We start from the raw sequence: 25,290 nt of genomic DNA, 5'->3' as shown, positions 1-25,290 counted from the left end.
GGACACGTCCGCTGGTCCGCAGGCACTTATTTACCAACCGAAATCATATTGGCAAACAGGCGGTAAGCACCCGGGACACCCGCGGGCAGTTCCCGAAAAAACACCAGACCGGTATACATATAGTGTCCTTTCCCGTATTTACAGTAAATTAAACTTCCCTCTTTGGCGGCTTCATTGACATCATGAGCCGAGAAAATGGGTTCGTAGGCTTTGTCCCAATCCTGAGCAAAATAGATGCCCCGCTCCTGAATCCAGCCGTTGAAATCCTGATCGGTAATCTTGTTCGGGGTGTTCAACAGCGGATGTTGCGGATTCACGAACGTCATTTTAGCATCTTCCTCCGTTACGCGCTCCCGCCCAACCGTAAACGGATATGGACCGATCTGATTGATTTTCAAGCCATTCTGAATAAACGAACCGCCGGGAGTTACGTACTGCACAATCATCGTCCCGCCATTTTTGACATATTCCATCAATTTGGGCTGATAATACCGCAACCACTCTTCTGTATTATACGCCCGAACGCCCACGACAATGGCATCATAGGCGGCTAAATCCGCATTCAATTCACGGGGGCTTAGCGGGGTTACCAGACAACCGATCTGCTGCAGAGCCGCCGGAACTTCGTCGCCCGCACCGGCAATATACCCGATATTTTTGCTCTTTACCTTGACATCCAGTTTGACCAGTTTGGCTTCAGCGGCCGGAAACAGGGTTTGCGTAGGAATGTGTTTGTAGGCCACCATTCGCAGGCTGCTGGCGTAAGCGGTTTTCTCGGGAGAACTGGTAGTAACCACCGCCCGCAGTTTGCCCTCGCTATAGGTTGCCGATGGAAACACGCGAAACGACACCCGCATTTCCTGCATTTTCTCCTTTAACTCAAAGGGCTGTTGCGCCGGTTCGATCCGCCAGCCCGCCGGGACTTCCAGTTTCAAGCTGCCAGAAACGTTCGTCCGGCCCGATTTCAGAATGACATCGACGGTTTTTGGGGTATCATCCGCAAACACATAAACCCGTTCGGCGAGGTTGGCCATAACGGCAGGCTGAATGACAAACGGGCGATACACTTCACCATCGACGGGATCGGTCGATTTGTAACTCCAGGGTCGGCTGAAGGTAAACGTCTGGCCATCAATATCAAACGTGTACAGCGTTGTAAAAGCCGGTGGGTTTTCGGGATTGCCAATCAGCGTCTGGTTGCTAACCTGAAACAGCCCTTTGACCACCGGTTTCTCCAGCCAATACGGCTGCGAGATGGGCTGATTTGCCGGAATCGTTACCGTAGTGGTGAATGCGGCCACATCGTTTGGCTTTAACACCAGATTCGTGACGGTATCTTTGTGGATGGCGGGCATGTGTATGCCGACCAGTTTTACCGGAAAATCGGTGCGGTTCACAACGCTGCTGGTTACCCGAATAGCTTCACCGGGCGACGCGGCAAAATCGCCGGGATTGGTTTCAAACCACAGCCCGATGCACTGCTGAATGAGGTTTTCGACCTCCGCCTTTTTTGCTTTCACGTATACATTGGCGGTATCGAGCTGGTTGAGCGCCTTGTAGGTCTGTACCAAAACGGGAACGGAAGCCGATGGTTTATCGGACTTAAAATTCGCAATGGCCTGCGTAATCAATTGCTGCACTTTGCTACTGCCGGCCACGCGTTTCCAGGTTAAGTCAATGGCATCAAACGGGTCGTTTGGGGCCGGATCACCGCCTTTCAGCGCCAGATAGTCAATTTTAACCCCCCGGCTGGCCGGAACGCCAAACCCCTGGCTCTTGTGCTGGCTTCGGCTTTCGGCGGCAATTTCACCGTACGATTTCCCCAATAAGGGATTGTATAAGCCGGTTTCTACCGAAATCACCCCCGGTTCATCCGGTTTTTTGTTGCTCAGGAAGGCACCCGGAATAAAGACGTTCCAGAAAATACGTTTCGGCTGCCATGGTTTTACCCATTTTAACTGTTCAGGATATTTGGTAGGGTCGTTCGCAATCTTGAAGGCTTCTTCGGCCAGATAAGCCGATGCACTATGGTGACCGTGACCGGCGCGGCTGTCGGGCGGAAACCGGGTGATGATCACATCCGGGCGGTATTTCCGGATCACCCAGACCACATCGCCCAGCACCTGATCCTGCCCCCACATCCGAACGGCTTCATCGGTGGACTTGGAAAATCCAAAATCATTGGCCCGGCTGAAAAACTGATCCGGCCCGTCGATTCGCCGGGCGGCCAGCAATTCCTGCGTCCGGATCACGCCGATGTATTCGCCCTGCTCCGGCCCGATCAGGTTCTGACCACCGTCGCCACGGGTAAGTGCCAGGTAGCCCGTTCGCAGGAGTCGTTCATTGGCCAGGTACGTCAGGAGTTGCGTGTTTTCATCGTCCGGGTGAGCGGCTACGTAGAGTACAGATCCGACGACATTCAGTTTTTTCAATCCCTGCAAAATCGTTCCGGCTGCGGCAGGCTTGGTTTGACCGAACGAAACTTGCACAAACGCCGTGATTGCGAGCGCGGTATAACAACAGAAACGGAGCGAAAGGCGGTTTATCATCAGAAGAAAGCGGTCACTTGATCAACAAAAATAGTCAGGGTAAATTAACCAACTACTACGTTCTGAAATGCATTGTAAATAATAGTCTGATTTTTTTCAAGCCATAAAAATAGCAACACTTTTTCCCTAAAAAATCTATCAAATCCAGTTTAGTGATTTTCAATTGCTGTCAATCCAATTATATTTGCGACTTTGCAAAAATTAAACCTCATTAATCTTACAGCATGAATTCGAGTATTTACCTTGTTCCCATTCTGGGTCTCATTGGCCTGGTGGTGATGTACACCAAATTTATGTGGGTTTCGCGCCAGGATGCTGGCAACGAACGGATGCAGGAAATCGCATCCTACATCGCCGACGGTGCCATTGCCTTTCTAAAAGCCGAGTGGCGCGTTTTAATTGTATTTGGTATTTTCGTAGCCGTGCTGCTCAGTTTTGCCGGAACACTGGTTGAAAACTCCGACTGGCCCATCGGGATTGCTTTCGCCATTGGTGCCTTCACGTCGGCCCTGGCGGGGTACATCGGCATGAAAATCGCTACCAAAGCCAACGTCCGGACCGCCCAGGCCGCCCGAACCAGCTTAACCCGCGCTTTAGCCGTATCCTTTACGGGGGGCTCGGTGATGGGAATCGGCGTTGCCAGTCTGGCCGTGATCGGATTGAGCGTCCTATTCATCATTTTTTATTCCATCTATGTGGGCACAACCGGCGATGTCAACGGTATTCCCATGGAAAAAACGCTGGAAGTTCTGGCCGGTTTTTCGTTGGGGGCCGAGTCAATTGCCCTGTTTGCACGCGTTGGGGGCGGTATTTACACCAAAGCCGCTGACGTGGGGGCCGATTTAGTGGGAAAAGTAGAAGCCGGTATTCCGGAAGACGATCCGCGAAACCCGGCGACCATCGCCGATAACGTCGGGGATAATGTGGGTGACGTAGCCGGGATGGGGGCCGATTTGTTCGGCTCGTACGTTGCCACGATTCTGGCCACGATGGTATTGGGCCGCGAAATCCGCATTCCGGATGTAAGCAATATTTTTGGCCACGCACCCATTGTGCTGCCGATGCTGATTGCAGGCATGGGGCTGATTTTCTCCATTATTGCGACGTATTTTGTTCGGGTAAAAGACGATAAAGGCAATGTCCAGGCGGCTTTAAATCTAGGCAACTGGGCATCCATCATCCTCACGGTTATTGCTTCCTATTTTCTGGTCAATGCTGTTCTGCCAACCGGAATACTGGAAATCCGGGGTGTTGAATTTACGCGGCTCGATGTGTTTTATGCCATTTTCACCGGTCTGGTGGTGGGTGCGCTGATGTCGATTATCACTGAATATTATACCGCCATGGGCCGCCGGCCCGTTATGACCATCGTTCGGCAGTCGTCAACGGGGCACGCGACCAACATCATTGGCGGCCTTTCGGTGGGTATGGAATCGACGGTTTTGCCGATTCTGACGCTGGCAGCCGGGATTTTTATCTCCTATAAATTTGCGGGGCTATACGGCGTGGCCATTTCGGCCGCCGGGATGATGGCGACCACGGCCATGCAATTGGCCATCGACGCCTTCGGTCCGATTGCTGACAACGCCGGTGGAATTGCCGAAATGAGCGAACTGCCCGAAGAAGTCCGGGGACGCACCGATATTCTGGATGCCGTTGGGAACACGACCGCAGCTACCGGAAAAGGATTTGCTATTGCATCGGCCGCCCTAACCTCCCTGGCGCTTCTGGCGGCTTTCGTGGGCGTTTCGGGCATTACCGGTATCGATATTTACAAAGCGGACGTCCTCTCCGGTTTATTCGTCGGCGGTATGATACCGTTCATCTTCTCGTCACTGGCGATTGCCGCCGTTGGTCGGGCCGCCATGAAAATGGTGGAAGAGGTTCGGCGTCAGTTCCGCGAAATTCCGGGCATTCTCGAAGGAACGGGCAAACCGGAATACGAAAAATGCGTTGCCATTTCAACCCAGGCGTCGATTCGCGAGATGATTTTACCGGGAGCCATTGCGCTCATTTCACCAGTGCTCGTCGGTTTTATTTTTGGACCGGAAGTACTGGGCGGTTTTCTGGCCGGTGTCACGGTTTCCGGCGTATTGATGGGCATTTTCCAGAGCAACGCCGGTGGTGCCTGGGACAACGCCAAAAAATCATTCGAGAAAGGCGTGGAAATTAACGGGCAGATTTATTATAAAAAATCGGAGCCGCACAAAGCTTCGGTCACGGGCGATACGGTTGGTGATCCCTTTAAAGATACCTCCGGACCTTCGATGAACATTCTGATCAAGCTGATGTCGATCGTTTCGCTCGTTATTGCGCCGTATATTGCCGTGCAGTCGTCCGAAACTGCCGACTTCGCCCAGGAAGGCCAGGTTGCCGTGGGTGGTGTGGAAGGTGTGGATCTTGAAAAATCAACGGCGGCTGATAATGAATCCGTCAGTACCCCAAATCTGGGCGATTTTCAAACCGTTAAGCTGTCGAGTGGTGTTGATTTAAACCTGCCGGAATTGGGTGTGGAAAACAAGCTGCTGGCGTTTATCAAAGATGACACCAAAGCCGTTGACAAAGAAACCTGGTTCGACTTCGACCGTCTGACGTTCGAAACGGGTAGTGCGACCCTCAAACCGGAATCGCAGGAGCAATTGAAAAACATTTCCGAAATCCTGAAGGCTTATCCTCAAGTTAACGTCAAGCTCGGTGGCTATACCGACAATACCGGCAATCCGGATTCAAACCTGAAGCTGTCCGATGACCGGGCCAGCTCGGTTGAAAGTGAACTGGCATCTTTGGGAGTTGACAAAAATCGCCTGGATGCTGAAGGATACGGCCAGGAACATCCGGTTGCATCCAATGCTACCGAAGAAGGCCGCGCTCAAAACCGCCGGATTTCAATTCGCGTGACGAAGAAGTAAAAGTTTACGGTTTACGGTATTCGGTTTACGGTGGCTGACGCGTTCTTTCGTCGTGTTTGAGCCTGTATTAGCCACCCTAAACTGAATACCGAATACCGTAAACCGTAAACTAAAAAAAGCCAGCCCTAACGAGCTGGCTTTTCCATTTAATCTATTAGCAACGAAACCGGTGTTAAGCGGCTTTTCCCCGCATAGAACGCGGAATTTCAATCGTGGCAATCGGCAGCATCGGGCCATCGAGAATTTCGACACCTTCGAGCTGGACGGCACTTACTTTGACGGTTTTACCCAAATCCAGGTCCGCGATGTTCACATCGACGTAATCAGGAATGCGTTCAGCCGCACCGCGAAGTTTCAGTTTACGAAGCTTCTGGATCAGTTTACCACCCTTTTGAACGCCGGGGGCAACACCGGTAAACCGGATGGGCACCTCCACTTTAATATCGACACCATCCACAATTTCCAGAAAATCACAGTGCAGAATCTGGTCGTTGACCGGATGGAACTGGGCGTCCTGTAAAATTGCCTTGTATTCGTCACCTTCAATGTTCAGAGTCACTTCGTAGGCTTCTGGCGTCGTCAGCAATTTCCGGAACAGGATAGCTGGTGAATAAAAATGCACCTGCGTTTTACCTCCGTACAATACACAGGGTACATTTCCTTCGATACGAAGAGCCTTCGACTCTGTCTTACCGAGATTCGCTCTGTTATACCCTACAATCTCGTGTTGTTTCATTTTAATTCGATTTTAGATGTTAGACAAGAGACGAAAGACCGAAACACTAAAGAACCGACAATTTGCATGTTGCTTTTTGTCTTTACTCTATTGTCTATCCTCTTTTCTCTCTTTCAATAATTTATAAACAATGAACTAATAGATTCATGATCCCGAATGCGGCCGATGGCTTTGGCAAATAAATCCGCCACCGTCAGCACTTTTACTTTTGGACTCAACTGGCGCATCGGCAAGGTGTCTGACACCACCAGCTCTTCCAGCACCGAATTCGAAATATTATCGTGCGCCTTCCCCGACATCACCGCGTGGGTACAAATGGCCCGAACCGACTTCGCTCCTTTTTCCAGGATAATTTCGGCCGCTTTGCATAACGTCCCGCCCGTATCGATCAAATCGTCGACCAGCACGACATTGGCACCTTCCACGTCTCCGATCACCTGCATCGACGCAATTTCGTTGGCCCGTTTGCGGTGTTTGTCGCAGAGCACAATGTCAGCGTTGAAATGCTTCGCAAACGTGCGGGCCCGGGCCGCTCCGCCCACATCCGGCGATGCGATGAGGAGATTGTCCAGATTCAAACTCCGGATGTAGGGAACAAAAACCGATGTTCCTTCGAGGTGATCAACCGGAAAATCGAAAAATCCCTGAATCTGACCGGCGTGCAGGTCAATCGTCATCAGACGGTCGGCACCCGCAGCTGCCAGCATATTCGCCACCAGTTTGGCGGCAATGGCCACCCGCGGTTTGTCTTTCCGGTCCTGCCGGGCATAACCGAAATACGGAATAACGACCGTCACGTAGTGGGCGGATGCCCGACGGGCTGCGTCGACCATCAGCAACAACTCCATCAGGTTGTCGGCGGGCGGATTGGTGGAGTGAATCAGAAAAACGTCACACCCCCGAACCGACTCTTCATAACTCGGAGACAACTCTCCGTCGCTGAATTTACGAAGGGTGTAGCCGCCCAGATCTTTGCCGTATTGATGGGCAATTTTCTCTGCCAGATACGTCGATTGACTACCTGAAAAAATTTTAACCGTGTTGAGGGATGCCATTCAGTGCTGAATCAGTGCCGAAAATGTCCGCAAAAATACGAATATTGTTGGATGATTGGGAAGTGTGGGCTAAAGTTTTCTTATATAATCGTGAGTATAAGACTATTACCGGACCAATTTGGACAAACAGATTACCGACTCACCCCGATTCTGTTTTTTGCCTGCCATTTGTGGTACACCACGACGCATCCGGTTGCCATCAGAACCCCGACTCCTGCGCCCGCCAGCACATCCAGCGGATAATGCGCTCCCACGTAAATCCGGCTATAGGATACCAATACCGCCCACAGAAACACCCACCGTACCCAGCCAAACCGCTTGCCGATCAGCAACCACAAGGCCATCGCCAATGCAAAGGTGTTGGCAGCATGGGACGATGCAAACCCGTAGGTTCCTCCGCATTCCAGGACCGGATGAATGAGTTTTTGCAAGGCGGGTTCGTGGCAGGGCCGCAACCGGAGTGTCAGCGGTTTCAGGACGGTCGACGCCATCTGATCACTCAAAACCACGGCCACGATCAGCGTCAACACCAGACCCAGCGCCTGTTTCCGGTAGTGAAAAATCAACCACCCGACCAGCACGGCATAAAACGGAATCCACGTATTTCGCTTCGTGGCTCCCACCATAATCGCATCGAGCCACGGGGCATACAACCCGTTGAGCCACAGGAACAGGTCGGTATCGAGTTGGTTGAGTGTTTCCAAAATCAATGCGCGATTGAGTGAATGCGTGATTGAGTGAAAAGTATGTTAAGAATCCGGCATACTTTTCACTCAATCACGCATTCACTCAATCGCCGTTACGTATAGCCTAATTTCCGGCGGACCCGTTCCATCGTTACGGAGGCAACGGCACGGGCTTTTTCTTCCCCGTGGCGCAGTTCAGATTCCAGCGCGGTTTCGTTGTCCATGAAGTAATTGAATTTTTCGCGAGCCTCCGCAAACTGGCTGATGATCAGTTCGTACAGCTCTTTTTTGGCGTGACCGTAGCCATAACCACCATTCAGATAATTCTGGCGCATGGTTTCTACCTGCGTTTCATCCGCCAGCAGGGCATACAGCTGAAAAGTAATATCCGTCGCCGGGTTCTTGGGTGCTTCGAGGGGTGTGGAGTCCGAAACGATTTTTTTAATGACCTTGTACAATTCGTTGGCGGGCAGAAAGATATCGATGTAATTGTTATACGACTTGCTCATTTTCTGGCCATCGATGCCCGGAATGGTCATAATCCGCTCGTCGATGCGTGATTCGGGCAACACAAAAATATCCTCACCCACCTGATGATTGACCGCACTCGCCATATCGCGCGTCATTTCAACGTGTTGTTTCTGATCTTTCCCGACCGGCACCAGATGGGCATCATACAGCAGAATATCGGCCGCCATCAGACACGGATACGTAAACAAACCGGCGTTGACATCCGCCAGTCGTTCGGATTTATCCTTGAACGAATGCGCATTGGACAACATGGGAAACGGCGTGAAGCAGTTCAGATACCAGGCCAGTTCGGTGTGCTCGGGAACGTGCGATTGCCGCCAGAACGTATTTCGGGTCGTATCCAGTCCGAACGCCAGCCACGCAGCCGCCACGGCCCGGATATACTCCCGGCGCAGCGCACCGTCTTTGATGGACGTTAAGGAATGCAGATCGGCAATGAAAAAAAAGGATTCATTGCCGGGTTGCGCAGAAAGTTGAATGGCGGGTTTGATCGCGCCCAGAATATTACCCAAATGCGGACGGCCGCTGCTTTGAATACCGGTGAGAATGCGAGACATGTTTTTTATATTGAGCGATTGAGTGATTGAGGGATTAACTTCGCCGGAACTTGCTTTCTGCGAAGCTATTCACTCAATCACTCAATCGCTCTTTCACAATTGATCTTCGTGCAAACTTCGCTATTTCTGGTTAGCTTTGGAACTGTATGAAGATGAAAAAAGCACCTAATTCTCAGCTCACCGTTCAAACGCTTGACTTTCTGCGGGATCTGGTTCAAAACAACAACCGCGAGTGGTTTCAGGCAAACCGGGCTCGATATGATGCGGCCAAATCCGAGTTTGAAAGCTTTGTGAGCCGACTGCTTCAGGGAATCGAAACCTTTCAGCCGCTACCCAATACCGCCGTGAAGGATTGCATCTTCCGGATTAACCGCGATATCCGGTTTTCCAAAGACAAGGCGCCGTACAAGAAAAATCTGGCGGCCGCCGTTGGTCCGGGTGGTCGTCATTCGGGGCGGATCGACTATTATTTTCACCTGCAGCCGGGCGGAGAAACGTTTCTGGGCGCGGGCATGTGGCAACCGACGCCGACGCAACTGGCGAAGTTCCGGCAGGAAATTGACTACAATGTCGATGAACTGAAAGACCTCATCGAAGCGCCTGATTTCAAGGCGTATTTTCCCGAAATCTCGGGTGAAAGCATGAAAACGTCACCGAAAGGCTATTCGGCCGACCATCCTGAAATTGGCTTGTTGCGTCGCAAAGAGTTATTTTTTCTGCACCGGTATTCGGATCAGGAGGTGCTCAAACCGGATTTTGTCGAAGAAGTGGTCCGCGGATGCCGGTTGATCAAACCGTATTGTGATTACCTGAATTATCTCTTTTACGAAGAAAAGGACGAATCGATCACTTTGTAATTTCATTTGGATTGGCCGGATCCGTGCGGATCGCCAGATGTAAAAAGAGTTGGGTTGCTCCCTTTTTTGCGTCTAGCGACCCGCACGGATCCTTTTTCATTTCAGAAATCTTCCCACGTCAGGATCAATATTCCAGTCCGGCCGGTAATGTTTTGGCCTGATTGATGAAAGCCGTGATTTGATCCAGGGTGGGCGGGCGTTGGGTCAGCTGGCGGGTCTGGTTAATTTCAGTAATTTTGGCAACCAGATTTTCCGGATTACGCTGGGCCAGTTCCTTGACGGTATCAACACCGGCTTCTTCCAGTAAATCGCTGTAAACCCCGCCAATGCCGTCAATTCGGTTCAGATCCGCGCGATTGGCCAGATCCAGAATGACGCTCGTTTCAACACCGACCGTCGCGGCCAGTTGTTTGCGTAACGCTGCGGTTTTGGTCGCTTCCAGCAACGCTTCACTAGTGGTCAATCCCTGGGTTTTCAACGCTTCGGCCACCAGGCTGGTAATGCCTCTTAATTCTTGAACGGGTAAACTCATTTTTTTAATTTTTTTTAGGAATAATAATGATTATTTTAGGACTTTAACCTGACCAATCGCTTTTTCGGTGGTTTGGTAAAGTCTCCGTACTTGAGACGATTTTTCACCAGAAAGTAACGCGGGCGATCGAATAAACCGGTTTTCCTGAAACTTGACCATCGTAGTCCAATGCAAACCAAGTCTCTTGTGGCGCTGCTCTTTACCGGCCTGTTCCTTTCGTGTCAGGAGCCGGAAAAGGAATCGATTTTGCTCGATCTTCCGCTGGTGGTTCAGGAAGGATACGGGCCTTTTCTGCCGGGGTTCAGCATTTTAAGCCCGGAATCCGACGACTACCCCAAAGGCACGACCCTCGGAAACAGCAGCCAGCCCGTGAGCGGAATTCCTAAAAACTGGACAAACCGCCTGAAAAGCAGAATTGATCTAAACCCCCGGCAGTTTATTTATCAGAATTTCTGTGCGGGCAACGTGGATCCGGTCTGGTATGAGGGCTTAAAGGAGTATTTTAAATGGCCGCGCGAGAACGCCCAATTATCCAGAAAGCCCATCAAATGTTATATCTACGTCGTTCAGGGCTTCGATCCGCAGGCGGGTCAATGGGCGGTACTGGTGGATACGAACAACAACCTCGATTTCAGCGACGAAACCGCCATTTATCCCGAATCGATGGACGAAAACGACTTGACTTTTCCGTATAAAAACCCTTTGCCGGTGACGTATCAGCAGTACCAGAACGGCAATGTTGTTTCGGGGCAGATTCCACTGGTAATCAAACGGTTCAGGGGCAATTTCGTCTATAACTTTCCGCAGTATATGAAGGCGGTTTTGAAACGAGGTTCGCAGGAATACGAAATTGCGGTCAGCTCCGGTAATTTTAACCGGCTGAGTACTGAGAGCGTCCAGATTGCAAAAAAGCCGTCCTGGTTCTGGCAGAAAAAAGTAAAGGCCGACGAGCTTGTTGAAGTGGGTGATTACCTTACGCTGGATGGAACGACGTATAAAAACAAGGGCGTTGATCTCGCAGCGAATGTCTTACAACTGGAACGCATCAATCCGGATTTTAAAGAATTTCTGCTCCAAACCGGACACCCTTTTCTGCCTTTCAAAGCAAAAGAATTCACCACCGGCGCGCCTTTTTCACTCGACGATTACAAAGGAAAATACGTGTTCATCGATTTTTGGGCTACCTGGTGCAAAGGCTGCGTTGCCGACATGCCTGAACTGAAAAAACTCCATCAGAAACTGGACCCAAGCCGCTTTGCCTTTCTGGGGGTGGTTGCCGAAGATTCGCCCGAACGGGCGCGGGCATTCCTGCAAAAACAAGCCCTTACCTGGCCCCAGATTTTTTCGGATTCTACGGACCAACTCACTCAATTCTACGGTATTACCGGGCTTCCGGTAACGGTGTTGCTGGATCCTACCGGAAAAATAATTGCCAAAGATCTTCGCGGAAAATCGTTGGCGGATAAACTCACTGAACTGGATGCGTTTTAGTTTACGGTTTACCGAATCCGGTAAACCGTAAACCACCCACCATTTTACCACCGAACGCCCACTTTCACGCCACCGGTGACGTTTCGGCGCGGAGCTGCATTGTAAAACCGCCCGCCAAACGCGTTCAGATCGTAGCCCAGGCTGTAGGTTTGATCGAGCAAATTATCCCCACTTAGATAGGCATCGAGCGTCCAGCGTTTGGCAACCACTTTTCGAAACCCAACGGTTGCGTTCAGCATCCGGGCGATGTCGGACTTGAAAGCATTGGCATCGTCGAGCGGGAATTTGTCGATGAACTGGTGCGTCAGGTGCGCGTACAAACCCGCCCGCGTCTCGGCATCAAACCCCGTTACAACCACCAGGGGCGGCACGCCCGTCACGCGGTTGCCCGACACATCGGCCGTGCCCTGCTGGTAATTCTTAAACCGGTAATTCGTTACGGTCGTGCTGTTCCAGATGCGAACGCTCCGCCAGAAACTACCCGGTTTCGGAACAATCAGATTATAAGCCACCTGGGCTTCCAATCCTTTCTGGTTGGTGGCACCGGCGTTGATGAAATACTCCGCTCCGCTTTCCACCGACCGGCGAACGATCGTTTGTCGCAACCGGAATTGATACACGGCTACATCGAACTGAAACCGGTTGAGTTGCCCGCGTACAGCCGCTTCCAGGTTGGTGCCCCGCTCCGGTTCCAGCGTCGGATTAAAGGTCCCCTCCGACGGGCGAACTTCCTGAATCGTCGGGGCCGAATAGCCCGTACTTACGCTGGCAAAAACCGATATGGATTCACCAATTTTCTTCAACAAAGCCACCCGAGGGAGCCAAACCGGCTGAAATCCGCGCGGTTGGGCCACGACGGGCTGCACCGAAAAGCGGGTAAAACCGTAGGCCACTTCGTTGCGGCTGAGTCCGGCGGTGGCAATAATTCCCAACGGCAGGGTGGCTTCCAACTGGGCAAACAAAACGGTTTGTGAGGCCCGAAGTTCGTCATCCGCCTGAAGCGTGTCGGGCCGGCCCCGGCGATTGCCGTAATTGCGGTCGACCGTGAAATTCTGCTGCCATTCGCCCCCGAAAACCAGCTGGGTCGGCACGCCCTCTTCCACCAGTTGCCACTTCGTTACCGTCCGACCGCCGATGCCCTGATCGGCCCGTTTTTCGTAGTTGGTAATAAAGGGATTGGCAAAATCGGTTAAAGAGCCGAAAATAACCGTTGTATTCTGGATGCGGTCGTTCCAGCGGTATTGGTGCGAAAACCCCAGATAACCGGTTTTCTGGTAAATAGCCGCCCGCTGGTCAACGCTGCCGGGTGTAACCCGCGTGGAGGGTCGCGCCTGACGCGGATCGGCCAGAAACTGCGCCTGCGTCAACCCGCCGGGGGTCTGGTACATCAAATCAGAATACAGGCCCATGACCGAAACGGTTTGTTTCGGATTAACCGCAAACGTGGCGTTCAAAGCCAGATTGTCGCGATACATCCGGCTATTGACGCGGTAGCCGTCGGATTGCAAATGGCCGTAGTTCAGGGAGATCGCCGAGTTGTTTTTGCCGGTTTGAAATGTATAGTTCTGGCCCGACAAACCGTAGGATCCCGCCAGAGCACTCACTTCGGCCCGGTTGGCCGACTCGCCCAACGAACTGGTCGAACCGCTCAGCAAAACCGTGCCGCCCGTTCCGGCCCCGTACAAACTTCCCGACGGTCCTTTGATGACTTCCACCCGGCCAATGGACCGGACGTCCAGCGCGTTGAGATACGTCGTGCCGCCCGCATCGGTCATCGGTAATTCATTCCAGTAAATTTTAACATTGCGAACGCCAAACGGCGAGCGGATGAGGCTGCCCCGAATCGAGAGCCGATAACTTCCCGGCGACCGTTCGTCCATCCGAACTCCCGGCAACGTATTGAACGCAGGCACCAGCGTCGGGCTCCCAAACCGCTGATTCAGTTCCTTTCCGGAAAGCACATTGACCGACGCGGCCGTTTCAAGCAACGGGCGATTGGTTTCGTATCCGCGTACGGTAACCTCCGACAACTGAATGGAATCCACCACCGATCGGCCGGTTTCGGGTTGCTGAGCATAGGCAGCGAAAGAAATCAGCACGAAAAGGGTACTGTATCGAATCATATTTTTAACGATTTCCTGGGTTTTCCGTAAATGTACGGCCCCAAAATGATTTTATACTCTTTAGGAGGCACTAACCTCAATTCAACGCCAAAAGTTGGCGTTTCATTCAAGTCGGTATTGAGCGAACGGTCAGATACAGCTTATTTTACTGCACATTTTAATGACCAGTAAAGTACGTGACGACGTTGGAGAGACCGAATGACCGATGGCTCCGTGGGATTGGCATTCCGCTGATTGTGCTGTTGGCGAATTTAATTTATCTGAAAGATTACCACGAAAACCCCGTTCTGTATTCCGGTTGGGTGTTTATCGGTATGGGGTATATGACGCTGGCGTGGGAAGGTTCCGTGAGCTGGGTTCATTATGTGCGAACCCATTTTCCCGATGCCCGGCATACTTTCCGGCGGATTACCATCACTTTTGCCGGCTATTTCCTGCTGGCAATTGTTTGCCAGTCCCTGTTCATTTTTCTGACCGATCTGAGCGGGCTTGCCATTATTCCCATTACGCCCCGCGTCTATCAGGCCTACATCGGAATTGGCATCGTTTGTTCGTTAATTCTGGGCACAACCTACGAAATCATCTATTACCTGCAACAATACCGCAACGCCATTGCGGAAGCCGAAGCCATTCAGAAATCACGGATTCAGGGGCAGTTCGACAGTTTGAAGAGTCAGGTCAATCCCCATTTTCTGTTTAACAGTCTCAACTCGTTGTCGGCTCTGATTTCGGAGGACAAACAACAGGCTAATAAATTTCTGGAAGAGTTATCGAGTGTCTACCGGTATTTGCTGCAATCCAATGATCGGAAGCTGGTTACGCTCCAAACCGAAATCAACTTTATCCAATCCTTTTTTTATTTGCTCAAGGCCCGCTACGGCCCGGCCATCGAGTTGCATCTCAACCTCGACAACAGTTTGCTGGATTGTTACTTACCTCCGTTTAGCCTCCAAATTCTGATCGAAAATGCCCTGTGCTACAACATCGTTCTGGCCGACCGCCCACTAATTATCGGCATTGAAGCGCAATCCGGCCGGAACCAGGAGGTGAAGTCGTTGCGGGTCTGGAATACGATTCAGCGGAAAAATCTCCAGGTCAACCGGCAGCCGGGCGGCTTGAGTCAACTGACAGAACGGTTTACCTTGCTGCGGCTGCCCCGCCCGGTCATTACCGACGACGGGCATCAATTTAGTGTCCGGGTGCCGCTGTCCGTCAAAGGTGCCGAATTTTTAATAAATTTACCCTGACTTCTTCGAACCGATGTGGGCTTTACATTAAATCGCTATACCAACCGGGATACCTGGATTGCATTAGGCATTTTGCCCGGTTATTATGTGTTCCTGAATTACATGCTGTTTGGGAAACTATACTTCCAGAGGCTGGATATTTTTGTGGGGGCTTCCCTGATTACGACCATCATCTGGACCCCGGCATTTTTTCTTCATGCCCTGCCCGCTGTTTATCTTCGCAAGCGATTTCCGAATATTCGCCAGACCTGGATGCGCATGTGTCTGGCGTTTTCAATCCATGTCGCGATGTCTTCGGCGGTAATAACGTTTCTTTTTTTCTTCTACGACTGGATCCATTTTCCCGCCTATGCGTTCAATAGCAACCGGCTTTTTTGGGCTATTTCTTTAGGAACAGTCGGCAACCTGGTTGCCAATATCGTCCATGAAAGTGTGTATACTTTTGAGAAATGGTCGCAAACCATCAGCGAAACCGAAAAACTTAAAAAAGCGAATCTTCAGAGCCAGCTCGACAGTTTAAAACAGCAGGTTAATCCCCACTTTCTGTTCAATAGCCTCAACACCCTTTCGTCGCTCATCGATGAAGACACCGACAAGGCCGAACTCTTTATTGAGGAATTATCGAGTGTCTACCGGTATTTGTTGCAGACGAATGAAAATGCGCTGACGAGCCTGCAGGATGAGCTGCGTTTCATCGAATCGTACTTTCATCTCCTGAAAACCCGTTACGGAAACGCAATTGATCTGGACGTACAGGTTGCGGAGGGGTATAAAGCGGCCCAATTGCCGCCCCTTACGCTCCAGATGCTGGTCGAAAACGCCGTGAAGCACAACATCATACTGTCTGACCAACCGCTCCAGATCCGGATTCTGACCACGGAAAACGGTCGATTGACGGTGTCGAACAACTTACAGTTAAAAAACATCCGGGCAACTTCCAATGGCGTCGGCTTGGCTAATATTGCCACAAAATACCAGTTATTAGGTCACGGCGGTATGGAAATCCAAAATACGGAAAATCAGTTCAGTGTCACCCTTCCGCTCATGACTAATTAGCGGAACGATGCTATTTAATCGTCGTTTATGAAGACATTTAACGATACCCGCCTTCGGTTAACCGGGCCCCTGTTATTGTTCTTTTTCGGTTCGTTATTCTTCCGGGTAAAACTACTTCTTAGCTATACATCGGTCGAATTGATACGGTATTTTATCGTTGGCATTGCTTCCGGTTATATTTGCTGGAATCTGACGCGCTGGCAGGTTCGAATGATTCAGCGCCGGTATCCGAGTCTGGGCCACACCCGGTATCGACTGTATTTATTGCTGCTGGCCTTCCCGGTATTGGTGAACATCGGTTATTTTATCCGGCATTTCGGACACATTCTGATTGCTCCGGATGCCGCAGAGCAGCCAACGTATTTTGATGTTAAGTTCTTTATCAATTATTTAGAAACCATCGGTATTCAGATTTTTTACCACATTTTATACATCGGCATTTACGAAGGATCGTATATTTTTATTCAATGGCGGAAAACCAATATTGAAAAGGAAGCCCTCCTCCGCACCCTTTGGCAGGACCGTTTTGAAGTACTCAAAAATCAGGTGAATCCGCATTTCCTGTTCAATTCACTGAATACCTTGTCGTCACTTATCTCCGAAAATCCCGATTTGGCGGAACGATTTGTCGATGACATGGCCAGCGTATACCGCTATTTATTACACACCAACGAACAGGAGCTGACGACGCTCCGGAAAGAACTGGCGTTTATTGGCTCGTATTACCATCTGCTGAAAACCCGCTACGGGTCGGGGCTGTCACTTCAGGTAGCAGTCGGCGAAGCGGATCAGGATGCTTTGCTCCCTCCTTTAACGCTGCAAATGCTGGTTGAAAATGCCGTAAAGCACAATGTGATGCTTCCCGAACAACCGCTGCAAATCGAAATTAAGACCATCGGTGGCGTATTGCAGGTATCCAATACCCTGCAGCGCAAGAAGGTTCGGGTTGAATCGAACCACGTCGGACTGTCCAACATTACCTCCAAATACAAGCTCCTGAATCAAGCCAGCCCCCTTATCGAGGAAAAAGACGGCTCTTTTTGCGTCACGCTTCCCTTGTTACACGAGAAAGTGGCGGCAAATTGAGAAGGGCCCGGTTCATCGGGTGCCTGTACCGCTTCGATCCCCCAAAATGCGGTTTCAACGGAGTAGGATTTGGAAAAAACCAGCCGAATATGCTATTTGTAACAAAGATTTGACCTGAACGATATCACCCGCCTACCCGAAAAATAACGCCCGATTCGTATGGATGTACTGGTAATTGAAGATGAAGAACTGGCTGTCCGTAAGCTGACGAAACTGCTACAGGATGTGGATAATTCCATCCGGATTGTTGGAACGGCCGCCAGTGTGCGCGCTTCGGTACAATGGCTCCAGAACAACGCAACCCCCGACCTGATTTTGATGGACATCGAGCTGGCGGATGGACAGAGTTTTGAAATCTTTGAACAGACGCCGGTCGAATCACCGGTTATTTTTACGACATCCTACGACGAATATGCGCTTCGGGCTTTTAAAGTCAACAGCATCGACTACTTATTGAAACCCATCAAGCGGCACGAACTGGAAGCCAGCCTGGAAAAACACCGGAAACTGCGCAACCCGGCCGAACCCGAAACCGGCGGCCGGATGGCAATCGACGCGCTCGTTCAGCAGCTCCGCCAGCAGATTCAACCCGCCGAATACCGCAAACGGTTTCTGGTAAAACACCTTTCGCAATGGATGCCGGTCGAAGTGGCGGATATCGCTTATTTTTATTCCGAAGAGGGCGTCAGTTTGTTCCGAACGCGAACCAACCAGAAGTTTTCGGTGGATTATACGCTCGACGAACTCGAAGCAATGCTCGATCCCTTGCAGTTTTTTCGCGCCAACCGGCAATTCATTGTCGATATCAACTGCGTGCAGCAGATTCATCCCTATTTTAACAACAAGCTCAAACTGACGTTGAAACCGGCGCCGGAAGAAGAAGTGCTGGTGAGCCGCGAACGCGCCACGGAGTTCAAAAAGTGGATGGGAAAATAGACAACCGATTCTAGAAAAGCCGTTTGGGAAGCTCGATCAGCGGATTGGGCGTTTCTTCCAGCAGTTGCTTCGCACGCCCAAGATCATTCCGGAACTGGCGCTGCAACTGATGAATCAGCAGGGGCGCCATCAGCCGTTGCCAGCCTTTTAACTCCAGACTCAGCTCGTAGGTCACCCGGGTGTCTTTATCGACTCGCTCAAAAAGCCGCTGTTCCCATAATTCGACCGGACTTTCTACGCTCTCGTGAGCGGTCCGGCGGTTTGGTGCGGCCGCGGTTACTTCGACTAAAATCGTCATTTCCTGGTCAAAAAGCCGGACCACCTGCTGGATTTTCATGCCCGACCGGGCCAATCCGGGCATGTCCTGCTTGATGGCGGACAAATTGCTTCGCCACAATAAATCGTATTCGTAACACCCCAATAATCCGTAGACTTCCGTTAACGGCAATCGAATCAATTCGGAATGACGAACGGTAATCATCTATAACGGTTTGTTTGTATGGACAGAAACTCGATTGAAGAAGAGGGAACACACGATCAAAGCCTTTTCCACCCACGTTACTTCTACCATCCTTCCATCTGATTTTGTTCAGCAATAAAGCGTTCTGCTTCTGACAGCGTCTCGCACAACCGGGTCGGCAATACCGGGTTACTTTTCTCAAACAGAGCCTCCGACGACAATTTCGAAAATAAATCCGGCGACAGAATGCTGATGTTGTAGCGCACGCCAGCGTCGTAAATTTTTGGAAAATACTCATTCACGATCCAGTCCACCGTTCCGGCCCAGGCAACGTCAAATTCCTTCGTATCGTGAACGTGAAACCGGCAAGCCTTTTGTTTTCCTTCCGCCAGTTGCCATTCCAGCATCCTGAGCGTAGCCTGCATCAATTCTTCGTCGGTACAAAAGCCGATCCACTTCATTAACAGGTAGTTCTTCGCGGGTTCGTAGCTTAGTATGGCATAGACGACCCCTTCTTCGTTCTCAATTTTTGTTAGTTCATTCACGGCAGATCGCACCCTAAAATAGCGGTAACACATCAGAAACTTTCAATTTTTCAGGCGTTCAGGGAGCCTTTATCAAGCTACTTAAACCCCAATACCCGACCGGTAACGGCCCAGTGTTTCGGGGGTAATTCCTAAATAACTGGCGACAAATTCGGGTGGGATGCGGTTCAATACTTTGGGATGCTCTTCCAGCAACCGGCGATACCGGTCTTCGGGGGCGTCTTTCAACAAAGACGCTTCCCGCCTTTCCACGCGCATGAGCTGATCCTGGAGCAAGAGGGTTGCAAAGCGTTGCCAGACCGGATAGGTTCGGCAAAGTTGCATAACGTCATCGTAGTTCATTTCGAGCAATTGCGTCTCTTCAACGGTCGCAACGTTCACATTCGAAGGTTTTTGGGTAAAAAAGCCAACGAATGAACCCAGCAGTGAATTTTCAAATAAAAACTCTTTGGAAACTTCCCACCCGTCAATTTCATAGAACAGTCGGCCGCACCCCTTCTCGATAAAACCGATGGTTTTACAGGCTGCGCCCTCGCGCACGTACAACTCGTTTTTGGCGATCACGCGGTGATGAATGATTTGCTCAAAGGCGGTTTTTTCCTCGCTGTTTGGTCGAACAATGCGCTCAATATTGAACAGAACCCGATGCATAGAAAAGCAGTATTGAGCAGAAATATAGTTAAAAATCCACGGTATACAAGGTTTCCAATTGTCGATCATGAATACTGGCTGGTAACATCCTGAACAACCCATTGCGCAAAGCCGCCAGCACCGGATTCTGCGTCTGGGCCACCTGACCAATTCGCCGGGAAGTCTCCACAATGTAATGCGTCCGCTTCAGGCGACGCTGCTCAAACCGTTTGAAGGCGACCGGCGCAGCATCGCCAACGGCCAGCTCATCCGCCAAAATGACGGCATCTTCGATGGCCTGACAGGCTCCCTGCCCCATGTTGGGCGTGGTGGCGTGGGCCGCATCGCCCAACAGCACCACCTTGTCGAAGGCGAAGTGAGACAGCGGTTTTAGATCGAAAATGTCGTTCCAGAGCAGGTTTTCGTCTTTCGTTTGAGAAATGATTTCAGGAATTGGCGCGTGGTAATTTTTAAACAAAGCCGTCAAATCCCGGACCTGATACCCGCGCATTTTAGGGTCATTGGCCGGAGCATTCACGCAGGCAAACCAGTAGATTTTATGATCAGCCAACGGCACGATGCCAACCCGTCCGCACACGCCCCAGGTTTCGGTGGCTTCGCTCAAATTCAGATCGGGCCTGTCAACAACCGCCCGCCAGCAGGTATACCCGGCATATCGTGGCTGGGTTGACGGCAGCAGCTGTTGCCGGATCGCCGAATGAATTCCGTCGGCAACCACCAGATAATCCGTAAGATGGACGGTACCGTCGTCAAAACGCATCATCAGGCCGTCGCCACTCTGGTCGATTGAAATGGCCCGTTTCCCGAGTAGAATCGGGGTTCCGGCCAGCTGATCGAGTAAGGCCCGGTGCAGGCTGGCCCGATGAATGGTAAAATTATCGATACCGTATTTTCGGCTCACGGCGCGCGTATCTGTCCGGGTGACCTCCCGGCCGTGCTGATCCCGAATCACCAGGGCATCCAGCGCCCGGCCAGCGGGCAGAATGGCTTCGGAAATACCCAATTTCTGAAACGCTTTGATGGCATTGGCGGCCAGTGCCAACCCGGCGCCAAGGGGTTTCATAATCGGTGCAGCCTCGAAAACGGTCGCCCGAATACCGACTTTCTGTAGGGCGATTGCCGCCGTCAGTCCCGCAATACCGCCCCCGATGATCGTAAAGTGATTGAGATTTTTCATGCTACGGTACGCTCTGCGAGCGCACGATTGTTTGTCGCTCAAAGGTGGCGCAAACCGCCCACTAAAACCAGTTCAACCGCCTTGAAACGGAAAAAGGCAAGGGTGAACCGACCCGCTCAATGAATCAAGGGCAAGGTCACAATAAATTCGCGGTCGGTCTCCTGCACGGTTGGCGTTGGCTGCCCCAGCATTTTGTATTTTGTCAGGATATTGAGCAACCCTTTCTTGGTTGATTTTACCCGATCGATCGGCTTTCGTTGCAGGTTATTCCGCACCGTCAGCAAGGCCAGTTCATCGGTCGAAATGGAGATTTTCAACGGTTGATCGCTGGAAACGATGTTGTGTTTTACGGCATTCTCGATGAGCAATTGCAGCGTAAGCGGTGGCAGTTGCGCATTTAAAAAGCCATCCGAAACCTCGATAGCAAGACTGATCCCGCGCCCATAGCGGGTTTGCAGCAAATGAAAATACGAATGGAGAAATTGAAGCTCCCGGTTCAGCGTTGTCAACTCAACGTCATTGGTTTGAAGAATATACCGGTAAACGCTGGCCATTTCGTCCACAAACTGCTCGGCCTTTACCGGCTCGTCGGCAATCAGTGACGACAGCGAATTGAGGCTATTGAAGAGAAAATGCGGATTGAGCTGGGATTGCAACGCCCGCATTTGCACTTCGGACATTTCCTGCCGGAGTTGCTGCACGGAAAGCTCCGTTTCGAGTTGTTTGCGCTCGTGTTTTTCCTGCTGCCGCTCGATTTTTTGTTCCAGCACGGCCGACCGGATCGCGGCTGTTCGTTGTCGATACCCCAATCCCAACGAAAAAAAGATCAGTTCAAGGATAATTCCAATCTGAATTGCCGTGATGGGTGCCTGCCAGAAATAAATGACCTGGTCCGGATCATAAACCGTAAAAGTCAAGACCATGGATGTGACGGCGCCCACCATCAAACAGGCCGTCCCGATTATAAAATACCGGGCAACGACATCTTTCAAATGTAAAATTTTATAGATTCCGAAAACGGCGATCCCAATCATTCCCAGTCGAATAGCCGTATGAGCGGTGTCGTAAACGCGGGGATACCAGTCTGCGGTCAGGTAACAAATCGTAAATTGAAGAATCACGTAGGCAGCGATGCAAAGCCGCGTATACTGAAAGAGCCGGAACAAAGCCGGAAGTCGTTTTCGCAAGCCAATAAACGCATCGGCGAACCCAAAATAAATGAAGTAGGCGATCATGGGCGCACAGGCCCGGAGGAAGTACGAATCGTTGCTGGAGATGGAAAGCAGTTCCCTGAACTCGTCGACCCGAATGGAGAAATAAGCCAGCCAGGCCAGCATGTAAAGCGTGTACAACCCATAGATTCGCTCCCGATAGGTAATCCATTGGACTACATTGATGAGCAGAATCGAAATCACCATGCCGATGAACATGGGTTGCCAGACTTCATAGGTCATACGGTACGCTAGGCTTGTGCGTTAAGTTACCGGCAAACTTACCAACTATTCAATTCTTTTCCCGATGAAACGGTATAAATGGGGGGTGAAGTGATTATTACACAGAGTTGATCAGAGAATATCAGAGTTACACAGAGTTTTTTTCTCTGATAACCTCAGATATTCTCTGATCAACTCTGTGTAATAATCACTTCAAACAAAAAGCCCCCAAAACACGAGCGGTTTTGAGGGCTTAAGTCAATTGGTCAGCAACGCATCTTACGCGTTTTGCTTCTGCTTGATCAGGTTCAGGGCCGAACCGGCTTTGAACCATTCGATCTGGGTTTCATTGTAGGTATGATTGACCTGGAATTCTTCGCTCGTTCCATCCGAGTGGTTCAGGCGAATGGTCAACTGGCCGTTCGGACTGAATTCGGTCAGACCCAGAATGTCGATCGTATCATCTTCGCGGATGTCACCGTAGTCGTCCGGATCCGCAAACGTCAAGGCCAGCATGCCCTGTTTTTTCAGGTTTGTTTCGTGAATCCGGGCGAATGATTTCACCAGAATGGCCCGAACGCCCAGAAAACGGGGTTCCATAGCTGCGTGTTCGCGCGAGGATCCTTCGCCGTAGTTTTCGTCACCAACGACAATCGAACCAATACCGGCGGCTTTATACGCCCGCTGCGTCGCCGGCACTTCGCCGTATTCGCCCGTCAACTGGTTTTTCACGGTATTGGTCTTTTCGTTGTAGAAATTGACCGCGCCGATCAACATGTTGTTGGAAATATTATCGAGGTGACCCCGGTATTTCAACCACGGACCCGCCATCGAAATGTGGTCGGTTGTACACTTGCCTTTCGCTTTGATGAGCAGTTTCAAGCCCAGCAGGTCGGTGCCTTCCCACGCCTTGAACGATTCGAGCAGTTGCAGCCGATCCGATGTCGGGCTTACCAGGATCTGAACACCGCTCCCATCTTCGGCCGGAGCCTGGTAACCGGCATCGTCCACCGCAAAGCCGTTGACCGGCAATTCGATGCCCTGTGGTTCGTCCAGCATCACTTCTTCGCCCGTTTCGTTGGTCAGCGTATCGGTCATCGGATTGAACGTCAGGCTTCCGGCAATCGCCATGGCCGTTACCAGTTCCGGTGATGCCACAAACGCGTGGGTAGTCGCCAGACCGTCATTCCGTTTGGCGAAGTTCCGGTTGAAGGAAGTAATGATCGAATTCTGACGGTTCGGATCGTCGATGTGACGCGCCCACTGACCAATACAGGGTCCGCAGGCATTGGCCAGCACCACACCACCAATTTTTTCGAATGTATCCAGTAAACCATCGCGTTCGGTCGTGAAACGAACCAGTTCCGACCCCGGTGTTACCGTATATTCCGAATGCGTTTTCAGATTTTTGGAAATGGCCTGCTGAGCGATGGAAGCCGCCCGGGTCAGGTCTTCATACGACGAGTTCGTGCAGGAACCGATCAGACCAACGTCCAGTTTTTCGGGCCAGCCGTTTTCTTTCACCGCCTGGGCAAATTTAGACAACGGCCACGCCAAATCCGGAGTATACGGACCATTGACGTGCGGTTCGAGTTCGGACAGGTTTATTTCAATAACCTGATCATAGTATGATGCGGGATCGGCATACACTTCGTCGTCCGAACGCAGGTGCTCACGAACGGCATTGGCCGCATCGGCCACATCAGCCCGGTCGGTTACCCGCAGGTAATCGCCCATTTTCTCGTCATAAGCAAAAATAGAGGTCGTTGCCCCAATTTCGGCACCCATGTTACAGATCGTCGCTTTTCCCGTAGCCGACAGGCTATCGGCACCTTCGCCGAAGTATTCGACGATGCAGCCCGTTCCGCCTTTTACGGTCAGAATACCGGCAACGCGCAGGATAATGTCTTTGGCGGATGCCCAACCGGATAATTTCCCGGTCAGTTTGATCCCGATCAGTTTCGGCATTTTCAGTTCCCAGGGCAAACCGGCCATTACGTCGCAGGCATCAGCACCGCCGACGCCAATCGCGATCATTCCCAAACCACCGGCGTTGGGCGTATGCGAATCCGTTCCGATCATCAAACCGCCCGGAAACGCGTAATTTTCAAGCACAACCTGGTGAATAATTCCGGCACCCGGTTTCCAGAAACCGATGCCATATTTATCGGAAACCGACGCCAGAAAGGCATACACTTCCCGGTTTTTATTGTTAGCATTTTCAAGATCCTGCGCAGCACCGATTTCCGCCTGAATCAGGTGGTCACAGTGAACAGTCGACGGCACAGCCACTTTGGAACGGCCAGCCTGCATGAACTGCAAGAGGGCCATCTGGGCCGTGGCATCCTGCATCGCCACGCGATCGGGTGCAAAATCAACGTAATCTTTACCCCGATTCAGCGCCTTTTGGGCATTTCCAATGGTTAAGTGGGCGTACAATATTTTTTCCGACAGCGTGAGCGGATGTCCCACAACGTGCCGGGCCGCTTCGACACGTTCGCCGAAACCATCGTATACGCGCTGAATCATGTCAAAATCAAAAGCCATAGACAGGAGGAATTTAAGCAGTGAATAAGAAATAGGTATCTGGGTAGATAACACCCGCTACCGGAAAATGAGTTTCCTGATAAGCGTGTCAAAATTAGATGATTTTCATTCTAAAATAAAACGGGA

The 25,290-nt window shown here is 51.1% G+C and carries 20 protein-coding genes; 7 read left to right on the top strand and 13 right to left on the bottom strand.

Translation table 11 applies throughout. The features are described 5' to 3' along the window. Window positions 1–26 precede the first annotated feature (26 nt). Complete coding sequence (locus EHT87_RS05690) at window positions 27–2,549, bottom strand: PIG-L family deacetylase (RefSeq protein WP_124904706.1); 2,523 nt, start codon at window positions 2,547–2,549, stop codon at window positions 27–29. Window positions 2,550–2,773: 224 nt separating this feature from the next. On the opposite strand from EHT87_RS05690, the gene EHT87_RS05685 reads away from it, so the two are divergent. Continuing rightward, entirely contained in the window at window positions 2,774–5,458 is a 2,685-nt protein-coding gene (locus EHT87_RS05685) for a sodium-translocating pyrophosphatase (protein WP_124904704.1), read from the top strand. A gap of 172 nt (window positions 5,459–5,630) precedes the next feature. Here the strand turns inward: EHT87_RS05685 and EHT87_RS05680 are convergent, their stop codons facing one another. The 4 genes from EHT87_RS05680 to trpS form a co-directional block, all read right to left on the bottom strand. Further along, window positions 5,631–6,194 (bottom strand): 50S ribosomal protein L25/general stress protein Ctc, encoded by a 564-nt coding sequence (locus EHT87_RS05680; protein WP_124904702.1) that lies wholly within the window; start codon window positions 6,192–6,194, stop codon window positions 5,631–5,633. A 113-nt stretch (window positions 6,195–6,307) separates the two neighbouring features. After that, window positions 6,308–7,249 (bottom strand): ribose-phosphate pyrophosphokinase, encoded by a 942-nt coding sequence (locus EHT87_RS05675; protein WP_124904700.1) that lies wholly within the window; start codon window positions 7,247–7,249, stop codon window positions 6,308–6,310. Window positions 7,250–7,380: 131 nt separating this feature from the next. Continuing rightward, window positions 7,381–7,956: a phosphatase PAP2 family protein gene (locus tag EHT87_RS05670; RefSeq protein WP_124906043.1), complete on the bottom strand. Its 576-nt coding sequence runs from the start codon at window positions 7,954–7,956 to the stop codon at window positions 7,381–7,383. A 92-nt stretch (window positions 7,957–8,048) separates the two neighbouring features. Further along, window positions 8,049–9,023 (bottom strand): tryptophan--tRNA ligase, encoded by a 975-nt coding sequence (gene trpS / locus EHT87_RS05665; RefSeq protein ID WP_124904698.1) that lies wholly within the window; start codon window positions 9,021–9,023, stop codon window positions 8,049–8,051. Window positions 9,024–9,169: 146 nt separating this feature from the next. Here trpS and EHT87_RS05660 point away from each other — a divergent pair, with 146 nt between their 5' ends. After that, entirely contained in the window at window positions 9,170–9,880 is a 711-nt protein-coding gene (locus tag EHT87_RS05660) for a DUF2461 domain-containing protein (protein ID WP_124904696.1), read from the top strand. A gap of 124 nt (window positions 9,881–10,004) precedes the next feature. On the opposite strand, the gene EHT87_RS05655 is transcribed toward EHT87_RS05660, so the two are convergent. Beyond that, window positions 10,005–10,412 (bottom strand): DUF4332 domain-containing protein, encoded by a 408-nt coding sequence (locus tag EHT87_RS05655; protein ID WP_124904694.1) that lies wholly within the window; start codon window positions 10,410–10,412, stop codon window positions 10,005–10,007. Between the two features lie 168 nt (window positions 10,413–10,580). Between EHT87_RS05655 and EHT87_RS05650 the strand changes: the two genes are divergently transcribed. Next, window positions 10,581–11,903 carry a TlpA family protein disulfide reductase gene (locus EHT87_RS05650; RefSeq protein WP_124904692.1) on the top strand — a complete coding sequence of 441 codons (1,323 nt, stop codon included), beginning with the start codon at window positions 10,581–10,583 and terminating at the stop codon, window positions 11,901–11,903. Between the two features lie 44 nt (window positions 11,904–11,947). Here EHT87_RS05650 and EHT87_RS05645 read toward each other — a convergent pair whose 3' ends face one another. Next, entirely contained in the window at window positions 11,948–14,026 is a 2,079-nt protein-coding gene (locus tag EHT87_RS05645; protein WP_124904690.1) for a TonB-dependent receptor, read from the bottom strand. A gap of 176 nt (window positions 14,027–14,202) precedes the next feature. Here EHT87_RS05645 and EHT87_RS05640 point away from each other — a divergent pair, with 176 nt between their 5' ends. From EHT87_RS05640 to EHT87_RS05625, 4 genes are all read left to right on the top strand, one after another. Further along, a complete protein-coding gene (locus EHT87_RS05640; protein ID WP_221621981.1) occupies window positions 14,203–15,273 on the top strand; it encodes a sensor histidine kinase in 1,071 nt (356 codons plus the stop codon). Between the two features lie 15 nt (window positions 15,274–15,288). Next, the gene (locus EHT87_RS05635) at window positions 15,289–16,329 is read left to right on the top strand and encodes a sensor histidine kinase (RefSeq protein ID WP_229320861.1); all 1,041 of its coding nucleotides are present in this window, start codon (window positions 15,289–15,291) and stop codon (window positions 16,327–16,329) included. Between the two features lie 27 nt (window positions 16,330–16,356). Further along, window positions 16,357–17,415 (top strand): sensor histidine kinase, encoded by a 1,059-nt coding sequence (locus EHT87_RS05630; protein ID WP_124904686.1) that lies wholly within the window; start codon window positions 16,357–16,359, stop codon window positions 17,413–17,415. A 159-nt stretch (window positions 17,416–17,574) separates the two neighbouring features. Continuing rightward, window positions 17,575–18,351: a LytR/AlgR family response regulator transcription factor gene (locus EHT87_RS05625; RefSeq protein ID WP_124904684.1), complete on the top strand. Its 777-nt coding sequence runs from the start codon at window positions 17,575–17,577 to the stop codon at window positions 18,349–18,351. A gap of 10 nt (window positions 18,352–18,361) precedes the next feature. Here EHT87_RS05625 and EHT87_RS05620 read toward each other — a convergent pair whose 3' ends face one another. The 6 genes from EHT87_RS05620 to EHT87_RS05595 all read right to left on the bottom strand — a co-directional run bounded on the left by EHT87_RS05620 (window position 18,362) and on the right by EHT87_RS05595 (window position 25,164). Beyond that, window positions 18,362–18,832: an SRPBCC family protein gene (locus EHT87_RS05620; RefSeq protein WP_124904683.1), complete on the bottom strand. Its 471-nt coding sequence runs from the start codon at window positions 18,830–18,832 to the stop codon at window positions 18,362–18,364. A gap of 83 nt (window positions 18,833–18,915) precedes the next feature. After that, window positions 18,916–19,356, bottom strand: coding sequence for a hypothetical protein (locus tag EHT87_RS05615; protein WP_124904681.1), 441 nt, complete (start codon window positions 19,354–19,356; stop codon window positions 18,916–18,918). Between the two features lie 81 nt (window positions 19,357–19,437). After that, window positions 19,438–20,007: a Crp/Fnr family transcriptional regulator gene (locus EHT87_RS05610; RefSeq protein ID WP_185716148.1), complete on the bottom strand. Its 570-nt coding sequence runs from the start codon at window positions 20,005–20,007 to the stop codon at window positions 19,438–19,440. 28 nt (window positions 20,008–20,035) lie between these two features. Further along, window positions 20,036–21,184, bottom strand: coding sequence for an FAD-dependent monooxygenase (locus EHT87_RS05605; protein WP_124904677.1), 1,149 nt, complete (start codon window positions 21,182–21,184; stop codon window positions 20,036–20,038). Window positions 21,185–21,300: 116 nt separating this feature from the next. Next, entirely contained in the window at window positions 21,301–22,638 is a 1,338-nt protein-coding gene (locus EHT87_RS05600; RefSeq protein ID WP_124904675.1) for a sensor histidine kinase, read from the bottom strand. A gap of 258 nt (window positions 22,639–22,896) precedes the next feature. Beyond that, entirely contained in the window at window positions 22,897–25,164 is a 2,268-nt protein-coding gene (locus tag EHT87_RS05595) for an aconitate hydratase (RefSeq protein WP_124904673.1), read from the bottom strand. Window positions 25,165–25,290 lie beyond the last annotated feature (126 nt).

Source organism: Larkinella knui (assembly GCF_003858645.1).
GTDB classification, from domain to species: domain Bacteria; phylum Bacteroidota; class Bacteroidia; order Cytophagales; family Spirosomataceae; genus Larkinella; species Larkinella knui.
This window is presented reverse-complemented; position numbering and strand designations above follow the sequence as displayed.

Bases quoted from the DNA above. Each gene is read 5' to 3' on its own strand.
- EHT87_RS05690 (WP_124904706.1), bottom strand. From the start codon at position 2,549: ATGATAAACCGCCTTTCGCTCCGTTTCTGTTGTTATACCGCGCTCGCA.
- EHT87_RS05685 (WP_124904704.1), top strand. From the start codon at position 2,774: ATGAATTCGAGTATTTACCTTGTTCCCATTCTGGGTCTCATTGGCCTG.
- EHT87_RS05680 (WP_124904702.1), bottom strand. From the start codon at position 6,194: ATGAAACAACACGAGATTGTAGGGTATAACAGAGCGAATCTCGGTAAG.
- EHT87_RS05675 (WP_124904700.1), bottom strand. From the start codon at position 7,249: ATGGCATCCCTCAACACGGTTAAAATTTTTTCAGGTAGTCAATCGACG.
- trpS (WP_124904698.1), bottom strand. From the start codon at position 9,023: ATGTCTCGCATTCTCACCGGTATTCAAAGCAGCGGCCGTCCGCATTTG.
- EHT87_RS05660 (WP_124904696.1), top strand. From the start codon at position 9,170: ATGAAGATGAAAAAAGCACCTAATTCTCAGCTCACCGTTCAAACGCTT.
- EHT87_RS05655 (WP_124904694.1), bottom strand. From the start codon at position 10,412: ATGAGTTTACCCGTTCAAGAATTAAGAGGCATTACCAGCCTGGTGGCC.
- EHT87_RS05650 (WP_124904692.1), top strand. From the start codon at position 10,581: ATGCAAACCAAGTCTCTTGTGGCGCTGCTCTTTACCGGCCTGTTCCTT.
- EHT87_RS05645 (WP_124904690.1), bottom strand. From the start codon at position 14,026: ATGATTCGATACAGTACCCTTTTCGTGCTGATTTCTTTCGCTGCCTAT.
- EHT87_RS05630 (WP_124904686.1), top strand. From the start codon at position 16,357: ATGAAGACATTTAACGATACCCGCCTTCGGTTAACCGGGCCCCTGTTA.
- EHT87_RS05625 (WP_124904684.1), top strand. From the start codon at position 17,575: ATGGATGTACTGGTAATTGAAGATGAAGAACTGGCTGTCCGTAAGCTG.
- EHT87_RS05620 (WP_124904683.1), bottom strand. From the start codon at position 18,832: ATGATTACCGTTCGTCATTCCGAATTGATTCGATTGCCGTTAACGGAA.
- EHT87_RS05610 (WP_185716148.1), bottom strand. From the start codon at position 20,007: ATGCATCGGGTTCTGTTCAATATTGAGCGCATTGTTCGACCAAACAGC.
- EHT87_RS05605 (WP_124904677.1), bottom strand. From the start codon at position 21,184: ATGAAAAATCTCAATCACTTTACGATCATCGGGGGCGGTATTGCGGGA.
- EHT87_RS05600 (WP_124904675.1), bottom strand. From the start codon at position 22,638: ATGACCTATGAAGTCTGGCAACCCATGTTCATCGGCATGGTGATTTCG.
- EHT87_RS05595 (WP_124904673.1), bottom strand. From the start codon at position 25,164: ATGGCTTTTGATTTTGACATGATTCAGCGCGTATACGATGGTTTCGGC.